This is a genomic window from Sodalis-like endosymbiont of Proechinophthirus fluctus (genome assembly GCF_001602625.1).
Taxonomy (GTDB): domain Bacteria; phylum Pseudomonadota; class Gammaproteobacteria; order Enterobacterales; family Enterobacteriaceae.
On record NZ_LECR01000087.1, the window covers coordinates 2950 to 8298 of the forward strand.

General features: G+C 51.9%; 6 protein-coding genes. All 6 read right to left on the minus strand.

Annotated features, from left to right (window positions below; all coding sequences use genetic code 11):
• Nucleotides 1–264: ferrochelatase (locus BG74_RS08525; RefSeq protein WP_187202829.1), on the minus strand; the 264-nt coding region annotated here is incomplete at its 3' end.
• Nucleotides 265–892: 628 nt separating this feature from the next.
• Entirely contained in the window at nucleotides 893–1537 is a 645-nt protein-coding gene (gene adk / locus BG74_RS08530) for an adenylate kinase (RefSeq protein ID WP_066597834.1), read from the minus strand.
• 350 nt (nucleotides 1538–1887) lie between these two features.
• Nucleotides 1888–3765, minus strand: coding sequence for a molecular chaperone HtpG (gene htpG, locus BG74_RS08535; protein WP_066597835.1), 1878 nt, complete (start codon nucleotides 3763–3765; stop codon nucleotides 1888–1890).
• 136 nt (nucleotides 3766–3901) lie between these two features.
• Nucleotides 3902–4507 carry a recombination mediator RecR gene (recR, locus tag BG74_RS08540; RefSeq protein ID WP_066597839.1) on the minus strand — a complete coding sequence of 202 codons (606 nt, stop codon included), beginning with the start codon at nucleotides 4505–4507 and terminating at the stop codon, nucleotides 3902–3904.
• Nucleotides 4507–4836 carry a YbaB/EbfC family nucleoid-associated protein gene (locus BG74_RS08545; protein WP_066597841.1) on the minus strand — a complete coding sequence of 110 codons (330 nt, stop codon included), beginning with the start codon at nucleotides 4834–4836 and terminating at the stop codon, nucleotides 4507–4509. The genes recR and BG74_RS08545 overlap by 1 nt, the downstream gene beginning before the upstream one ends.
• Before the next feature lie 60 nt (nucleotides 4837–4896).
• Nucleotides 4897–5349, minus strand: a 453-nt coding sequence (locus tag BG74_RS08550) for a DNA polymerase III subunit gamma/tau C-terminal domain-containing protein (RefSeq protein WP_305809592.1), incomplete at its 5' end; no start/stop codon positions are given.

Below are 5349 nucleotides of genomic sequence, written 5' to 3' on the forward strand. Positions count from 1 at the left end.
GGCCAGCGCCTGCTGCTGACGACGGCTGTAAACCAAAAGCGGCGAACCCTCCTCCATCCAGATACTTTGATATAACTTTGCTACCCTCGGCGAACGCAACGGCAGGATAACGCCGTACAGCAGTGGTAACCACAACGCGCGCGGCGTATCCACCACGCGCTTGTCGCTGAGAAATTCAGCTAAATGGCGCTTAACTGCCTTAGGGGTGGGGGCTTCCGGCGTGCCCAGATTGACCATCAATACGCCGTATTTTTCCTGCCTCATTGCTGTTTCCTTATCGATTCGTCGCTGGTGCTCTAACTCCATGAATTTATCATGGCTAAAACTGCCGTCGAAGAGAAGGTATTGTAGCGAAAAATCGGCCTTTGAGAATGGTTATTATCCATTATCTTTACAATAGGTGATGTCTGATACAGCGTACTAGGGCGCGTCGCCGGGGTACAGGGGAGTCGTTCGCAATGTCGTTATTCCTTCGCAGGTGCACCGTACGATGGTCGTTAGGTGAGAGTACGTCGTTCAATTCAAAGGTAAGACATAAGAAAGCGCGTCGCCAGCAAAACGCCCAGGCAAGCACCTAGCTGCTCATGACGACAGCACTCTCCTTAGCTGACGCATCTGGCTTAGGGTCTGCGCCCGTGCATAAGCAACACCGCTGCCTTGCTAGGCGTCAACTAGCTCCCGATATCAACCCAGGTAAACAAATCGCCCTGCAAGGTCACTGCCGTCCTCGCGCTGGCCAACAGCTCGCACGGTGAAAAGGTTTATCGCCGTAGAGGACATTCAGGTCTGTGCGCCAACCGAGAACAGCAGGCCGAACGGCTGGTATCGATCACTATTTCCGCACACTACGCTGCTTGATAATGGCAAGAACGGCGAAAAATCCGGGGGTGAATCAGCCGAGAATATCAGCCAGAGCGGCGCTAACCTCGTTCACATTATGGGTGCCGTCGATCGTGAAATAGCAGGTATTACCTGCATCTGCTTCTTTACGGTAATAGTTGATCAGGGGCGCAGTCTGTTGATGGTATTCTACCAGACGCTTGCATACTGTGTCCTCCAGATCATCCTTGCGGGTAGTCAACGGCTCTCCGGTGACATCATCCTTGCCCTCTTTTTTAGGCGGGTTGAACTTCACGTGGAAAACCCGGCCTGAAGGCGAATGCACTCGGCGACCGACGATACGGTCGATGATAAGCGAATCGGGCACTATGAATTCCAACACATAATCCACTGCGATACCAGCCCTTTTCATAGCATCCGCTTGAGGAAGGGTACGGGGAAACCCATCTAATAGGAACCCATTGCAGCAATCATCTTGTTTAATGCGTTCTTTAACCAGTGCGATTACTATTTCATCTGTCACCAGTTTGCCAGCATCCATAAGCACTTTGGCCTGCGTACCGAGTACGGATTGCGCCTTCACCGCAGCACGTAGCATATCGCCGGTGGAAATCTGTGGAATGCCGTATTTCTCCATGATAAATTGTGCCTGAGTGCCTTTACCAGCACCCGGAGCGCCCAACAAAATGATACGCATTGCGTAAATCTCCTTTACTAATCCAAAATATTTTAAAATCTGAAAAAAGGAAAACTATATACTATTACTGGCACACATTTGTCGTTGTCGCTGGCTAGTCTGCAACTTTCGGATTTTCCTGAGGAAAACTGCCATCCGCTAACCAATGTGATCACAACACAAAGCCGTTCTGGCAGCATGGGAATACCATGGTATAGGGAAAATTTTAGCGCCTAGCAGCCAGAGAAAACCGCCTATGGAGATAGGTAGGAGGCGTGCTTCGCGCGACCGAGGCTCATACGAGGCTATTCTGCCTGCACACGCAGAGAGGGCGGCAAATCCTTCCTTAGTAGGGACATACCGCGCTGCCATTAGGCATTCAACAGTTGGTTTATACGACGGATGAACTGGTTAGGATCCTCAAGCGTACCGCGCTCGGCCAGCAACGCCTGATCTAGCAGCAGCTCTACCCACTCGCTAAACGCGCCTTCATCAGTCATATCGGCGATGCGTTTTACCAGTGGGTGCTCCGGATTCAGTTCAAAGATATATTTGATCTCCGGCGCGGCTTGGCCCGCAGCGGTAAACAGTTTAGCCATTTGCGTCGTCATATCATTGGCGTCAGTGGTGACGACTGCGGGGGTATCTGTCAAGCGATGCGTGAGCCGCACCTCTTTGATGCGCTCCCCGAGATAAGTCTTCACGCGCTCAACGAAAGGCTCAAGCGCCTTTTCTGCCTCTTTTTGCTCTTCGTTTTCCTCGTCGGCTAATTTATCCAGTGCCGGATCGGCTTTGCTGACCAACTGGAAGGCTTTACCATCAAACTCCGTCAGATAGCTCATCATCCATTCATCGATACGATCAGAGAGCAGTAGCACTTCTATACCCTTCTTACGCAGCAGCTCCAGGTGGGGACTGCTCTTGGCGGCGGCATAGCTGTCGGCGGTGATATAGTAAATTTTCTCTTGCCCTTCCACCATACGGCCAACGTACTCTTCCAACGCGACGGTTTGCGCTGCGTTATCGCCGCGGGTTGAGGCAAAACGCAACAGTTTGGCCACCGCTTCACCGTTGGCAGGATCCTCGCTAGGCCCTTCTTTCAGCACCAATCCGAACGCCTGCCAGAATGATTGATACTGTTCAGCGTCGTCTTTGGCCAGCTTTTTCAGCATCGACAGGGCACGTTTGGTCAGCGCTCCTTTCAAATTCTGCGTAATACGACTGTCTTGCAAGATTTCCCGCGACACGTTCAGTGGCAAGTCTTTAGAATCAATTAACCCTTTCACAAAACGCAGATAGTTAGGGATGAATTGTTCGGCATCATCCATGATGAACACGCGCTGCACATAGAGTTTAATCCCATGTTTATGCTCACGGTTCCACATATCCCAAGGCGCCTTTGCCGGGATATAAAGCAAACTAGAATATTCCTGTTTGCCTTCAACGCGGTTGTGGCTCCAGCATAAAGGGTCGTTGAAGTCATGGGACAAATGCTTATAAAATTCTTTATATTCTTCGTCACTGATATCGGCCTTGTTGCGGGTCCACAGCGCCTGCGCTTTATTGATTTTTTCCCAAGTCACGACCTCTTCGTCGTTTTTGGTACGCGTCTCGATTTCCACCGGCAGCGCGATATGGTCTGAGTATTTACCGATGACTTTTTTAAGGCGCCAGTCATCGAGGAATTCGTCCTCTCCCTCACGCAAATGCAGGGTGATTTCCATTCCACGCTCCGGCTTGACGATATCAGCGATGGTGTAATCTCCCTCACCGGCGGATTCCCAAAACACCCCTTCGTCGGCATCCGCGCCAGCGGCCCGCGTTCGGACAGTGACTTTGTCCGCCACTATAAAGGCTGAATAGAACCCGACGCCGAATTGGCCGATAAGCTGGCTGTCTTTTAGCTGATCGTAACCCATCGATTCAAGAAAAGCCTTGGTGCCAGATTTAGCAATAGTTCCCAAATTATCGATCACTTCGTCTCGGCGCATGCCGATACCGTTATCGCTGAGCGTGATCGTGCGTTTTTCTTTATCGCAGGACAGACGAACGCGCAAATCGCCGTCCCCTTCGTATAAATCCGGCTGCGACAGGGCGAGAAAACGCAGTTTATCCGCCGAATCCGATGCATTGGAAATCAGCTCGCGTAAGAAGATTTCTTTATTGGAATAAAGGGAATGGATCATCAGATGAAGCATCTGCTTTACTTCAGATTGAAATCCGTGAGTTTCTTGTCCTTTCATATTCATGTCTTACCTCAATCTAAATACGACCAAACAGGCGGTTAAAGACGACAATGACGAGCAAATGGGGTTAAGACGGAGGGATTTCAAGCAGTAAGAAAAAAAAGCGCACTAACGGCCGACAAACCGGCGTAAGGCAAGGTTAGAATTTTATAGGATGACGGCCGACCAGCGAGTGCGACAACGTGGTGCCGTCCACCATTTCAAGCTCGCCGCCAACCGGTACGCCATGGGCGATGCGGCTGGCTATTACGCCGTAATACGCGCACATTTCGGCAATATAATTGGCGGTTGCTTCTCCCTCCACCGTCGGGTTGGTAGCGAGGATCACCTCCTGGATGCGCTCGCTTTCAAGCCTCTCCTGCAGCCGACTAAGACCAATATCGTCCGGGCCGATACCGTCAAGGGGCGACAGGTGCCCCATCAGTACGAAATAGCGCCCGGCAAATTGGCCAGTCTGCTCAATAGCGTGAATATCCACCGGGCTTTCCACCACGCAGATCTGGCCGGACTGCTGCCGGCGGGAATTCGCGCAAATATTGCAGATCGCTTGTTCGGTGAAGGTACGGCAATCGGAGCAGTAGCCGATTTCCGACATTGCGCGGGTCAACGCCTGCGCCAGGCGCATCCCGCCGCTGCGATCGCGCTGCAGCAAGTGGAAAACCATACGCTGCACCGATTTTGGCCCGACGCCAGGCAAGCAGCGCAAGGCCTCGGTTAATGCCTCTAGTAATGGACTAGTTTGCATCAGAACAGCATTTTAAAACCAGGAGGAAACTGCATGCCACTGGAGATGACGGCCATTTTTTCCTTCTGGGTTTCAGCGACTCGGTGGGCGGCGTCGTTGAACGCCGCGGCGATGAGATCCTCTAGCATGTCTTTATCATCTTCCAGCAGGGTGGGATCGATTTCGACACTGCGGCAATTGTGCATGCCATTGATGGTGATCTTGACCAGGCCAGCGCCCGACTCACCAATCACCTCCAGCTGCGCGATCTCTTCTTGCATACGCTGCATTTTTTCCTGCATTTGCTGGGCTTGCTTCATCAAATTACCCATTCCGCCTATACTAAACATAATCTTCTCTCTCAGTTACGTCGGAACGCACTGGCGGCAATGTTGCCCCAGCGCAGCTGGTTATACGGGTCGGATACTGTCTTCGTCCAACTCAGCGTCAAAATAGCGCCGCAGCATTTGAATGTGCGAATCGTTCATTATCGATTCCCGCGCCCGCATCAGTTTCTCTTCGTAAATTGCCTGGCGCCATTCCAACGGCGTTCTCATCGCTGAATTATCATCTTCTGTTATAGTTAATTCAACCGGTGCGCCAAAATCGGCACTTAGCGCGTCACGCAGGGCTTTTTGCGCCATCGCCGAGTTCAGATGACGCTGCGAGGCACGCAGGTGTAGACAGACCTTGCCCGGCGCCAAATCTTCTTTCCAGGCGTTAAGGGCAAGCTGTTGCACTGGCTTAGGCATCTCTAACCAATGCACTTGCGCAGCCCATGGATCGCGTTCCAGCAACTCTTCCGCCAGAGACAAGGCCAGTTCCGGCGTTTTTTCATGCTCCAGCGCCGTACGCAGCGCCTT